This window comes from Actinomadura bangladeshensis (assembly GCF_004348335.1).
In the GTDB taxonomy this organism is placed as follows: domain Bacteria; phylum Actinomycetota; class Actinomycetes; order Streptosporangiales; family Streptosporangiaceae; genus Spirillospora; species Spirillospora bangladeshensis.
Genome location: NZ_SMJW01000445.1, coordinates 1 through 3,473, shown reverse-complemented (window position 1 = coordinate 3,473; position 3,473 = coordinate 1). Strand labels below are relative to the sequence as shown.

Sequence of the window (3,473 nt, the reverse complement as noted above, 5' to 3'; positions counted from 1 at the left end):
CCACCGGCCCCGTCCAGCCCGCCCTCCAGCTCGCCGCCACTCCCTACGAGCGCGGGCCCGCGCCGACCGAGGCGAGCATCACCGCGGAGAAGGGCCCGTTCGCCATCGAGAAGATCGACGTTCCGGCGGGCAGCGGCACCGGCTTCAACAGGGGCACGATCTACGCGCCGACCGATCTCGGCCAGGGCACGTTCGGCGCCATCGCCGTCTCGCCCGGCTTCGTCTCCCCGCAGGCCCTGATCGACTGGTACGGGCCGCGCCTCGCGTCCCAGGGCTTCGTCGTCATGACGCTGGAGACCGGCAGCCTCCTCGACCAGCCGGCCGCCCGCGGCGACCAGCTCCTCGCCGCGCTCGACTACCTGACCGGCAAGAGCGGCGTGAAGAACCGCATCGACCCGACCCGCCTCGCCGTCATGGGCCACTCCATGGGCGGCGGCGGGACGTTGGAGGCCGAGAAGAAGCGGACCTCGCTGCAGGCCGCCGTGCCGCTCGCGCCCTGGGACCTCAACTACGACTGGAAGAGCGTCCAGACACCGACCCTCATCATGGGCGCGGACAACGACTTCATCGCCCCCGCCGACTCGATGGCGCACTCGTACTACACGGGCCTCACCGGTGTCCCCGAAAAGGCGTACCTCGAGCTGCGGAATGCCGGGCACATGACCTTCAACTCGCCCAATACGACCATCGCGAAATACGCGATCGCGTGGATGAAGCGGTTCGTCGACAATGACGTCCGCTACGACCGGTTCCTCTGCCCCGAGCCGCAGCCCGACGACGACATCGCCGTGTACGAGGGCACCTGCCCGACCGGCTGACTCCCACCGGTCCGGACGGTGGTGATGGCTGACGCCCCAGCCGCCACCACCGTCCCCTCGCGCCGCCCCCGCGCCCCGGGTCAGTCGGCCGGGGACAGCCGCCGGTCGCCGGTGTCGAGCCGGACGAGATGGTGCAGGAGCAGCAGCAGCTCGATCCGCCGGTCCGGGTCGAGCATCACGCCGCCGAGCGCCTCCTCCAGCCGCCGGATCCGGTACCGGACGGTCTGCTCGTGCACCAGCAGCCGCTCCGCCGCCGCCACCGCGTTGTCGCGGCACTCCATGTAGGTCAGCATCGTGCGCGACAGCGCGTCCCGCCGGTGCGGCGGCAGCTTCATCAGCGGCGCGAGCCGGCTGCCGAGCGCCACGTCCAGCAGCTCCTCGCTCTGCGTCGCGACCAGGCTCGGCAGATGGTCCAGGCAGCGCAGCGGCTCCTTGCCCGGCAGCGCACCGCGCTCGACCAGCGCGAGGCCGCGCCGGGCCCAGCGCAGCGAGAGCGCCGTCCGCGCGGGCGGGACGGCCGGGCCGATCGCCGCCGACCTCGTGCCCTTGATCGCGGTGAGCATCCGGTCGCGGCCGGGGCCGTCCGGATCCGGGCAGATCAGGTACGGCTCGGGCGCGTCCCAGTCGGCGAGGAACATCGGCGGCAGCACCGGGACGGCGTCGCCGGGGCCGGGGCGGACGGCGACGGCGGCCAGCGTCCGCGGCACCGGCCAGTCCGCCGACGCGGCCAGCTCCCCGATCGCCTCCGCGCTCGCCGGCGGCTCCATGACCAGCAGGTCGCGCAGCCGCCGCCGGAACCGCTCCCGCTCGCCCGCGATCTCGCCCTGCGCCCGCGCGTAGCCCTGCCCGGCCGCGCCGGCGATGCGCTCCAGGAACACGAACAGCGACTCGGTGAACCGGCCGAGGGTGTCCAGCGACCAGCCGAGCCTGCGCGCGTCCTTGATGAACCGGCGGCACGCGACCTGGCCGCTCACCCGGATCGCGGTCTGCAGCCCGTCCAGGCGCCGGCCCTGCCGCGCCTCGTACGCGCCGATGCCCTCGAAGATCGCGGTGACCTTCTCCCAGTCCATGTCCGGGCGGCCGATCGCGTCGACGAACTGCCGGACGGTCTCCTCGACCGCCCACCGCATCCGCCGGCCGTAGCGGCTCTCCGGCGGGCGCGCGTACTCCGGGACGAGGCCCTGGATCTCCCGCACCATCTCGACCGCCGCCGCCTCCAGGTGCGGCAGCATCGGCTCCGCGACCTGCGCCGGCACCCCAGAGAGCGGGAAGTCCGCGGCGCTGGACGACCCGCTCGACGACCCGCTGGACGACCGGTTCCGGCTCATGGTCCACAGGGTCGGACGCGGCGGCCGTCCGGGGATAGGCGGGCACGGAAAGTTTCGGCGGGCGCGGATTGTCACCCGGCTGACAGTTGCCCCGCCCTGCGCGAACCGCCCGCGCGGCGTGTCGTCCGGGCGTCGAGTGCGGGGCACGGGCGGCCCTTCGGGGCGTCCGCGACCGGAAAAGAGATCTCCCCGGGGCGGACGTCCCGGCGCCGAAGCGGAATTCTTCGCAAAGAAATTCACTGCCCGCTCCAAACCGCGCCGGATCACCTCCCAATGGGGTGGAGATCAGCGGCGCCGAACGGACTTTCGCGACGTAACGGCAATGGCGTCCCAACCCTCCTCCGCCGCGAAAACTTGACCCGGCGGACGTCGACTTCCCCGCCCGCCTGCGACAAGGTCGTCCGCATGTATTCACGAATTCGAACCGCCGGGGCGGCCGGCCCCACCGGCTGGCTGCTGGCCTTTCTCGGCGCCCGCGAGCAGGCGCTGCGCACCCACAACGGACTCGCCGCCGGTCCCGCGGAATGGCTGCTGGTGTTCCTGGAGGTCGAGCGCACCGAACTGGCCGCCCGGCAGCGTCCCGCCACCCTGCTCGCCCGGCGCGACCGGCGCGAGGAGTCCCCGTTCGGCCGGCTGACCGCCCGCAGCGCGTAGAGGAAGGCCATGACCACCGAGATGCTTCTCGCCGCCCTGATCGGCGGCGCGATCGGCCTCGCCGAACTCGTCGCGCGCTACCGCGACAAGCCCCTCTCCGCCCTGCTGTCGCCGGGCGGGCTGCTGTTCGTCCTCGTCAACGCCGGCGCGTCCGTCGTCGCGCTGATCGCGGTCATCGCCGCCGGCTGGACGTTCGGGCTGCCCGCCGACACGCCCCCGTCGAGCATCATGGCCGTCCGGGTGATCGCCGCCGGGATCGGGTCCGCGGCCGTCCTGCGGATGTCGTTCGGCCCCGCCCAGAGCCGGGCCGCGGGCACCGGCCCCGTCTCCCTCCTGAACGGCATCCTCCGGATCGCCGACGGCGAGCTGGAGCGCAAGCGCGCGCTCAGCAGGCTGTCGCACAACGACCTGTCGGGGCTGTCGTTCGAGCGCGACCACGCGGCCCTCGCCGAACTGTGCTGCCACCTGATGCGGGAGTTCGACCTGTCCGAGGCGCAGCGGCTCGGCGGCCTCGCCGCCGAACTCAGCCACCGCGACGACCTCACCGACGCCGACAAGCTGGACTGCTGGGGCCTGGAGCTGACCCGGCTCGTCGGGGAGCGCGCCCTCCGGCAGGCCGCGCGGCGGCTCCGGGACCGTCCCCGGGACGAGCCCCGCCCGGCCGCGCCCGAGG

At 73.6% G+C, this 3,473-nt stretch carries 4 protein-coding genes; 3 read left to right on the top strand and 1 reads right to left on the bottom strand.

Features of this window, described 5'->3' with window-relative positions; genetic code table 11:
* On the top strand, positions 1–818 hold an 818-nt coding region (locus E1284_RS39570), incomplete at its 5' end, for an alpha/beta hydrolase family protein (protein WP_131945260.1).
* An 80-nt stretch (positions 819–898) separates the two neighbouring features.
* On the opposite strand, the gene E1284_RS39565 is transcribed toward E1284_RS39570, so the two are convergent.
* Complete coding sequence (locus E1284_RS39565; protein ID WP_131945259.1) at positions 899–2,146, bottom strand: PucR-like N-terminal domain-containing protein; 1,248 nt, start codon at positions 2,144–2,146, stop codon at positions 899–901.
* A 405-nt stretch (positions 2,147–2,551) separates the two neighbouring features.
* Here E1284_RS39565 and E1284_RS39560 point away from each other — a divergent pair, with 405 nt between their 5' ends.
* Together E1284_RS39560 and E1284_RS39555 are read left to right on the top strand one after the other, a co-directional pair.
* Positions 2,552–2,800: a hypothetical protein gene (locus E1284_RS39560; protein WP_131945258.1), complete on the top strand. Its 249-nt coding sequence runs from the start codon at positions 2,552–2,554 to the stop codon at positions 2,798–2,800.
* 9 nt (positions 2,801–2,809) lie between these two features.
* Positions 2,810–3,473, top strand: a 664-nt coding sequence (locus E1284_RS39555) for a hypothetical protein (protein ID WP_131945257.1), incomplete at its 3' end; no start/stop codon positions are given.

What these genes read in the sequence shown, in the direction of transcription:
- E1284_RS39560 (WP_131945258.1), top strand. Translation starts at nt 2,552, where the DNA reads ATGTATTCACGAATTCGAACCGCCGGGGCGGCCGGCCCCACCGGCTGG.
- E1284_RS39565 (WP_131945259.1), bottom strand. Translation starts at nt 2,146, where the DNA reads ATGAGCCGGAACCGGTCGTCCAGCGGGTCGTCGAGCGGGTCGTCCAGC.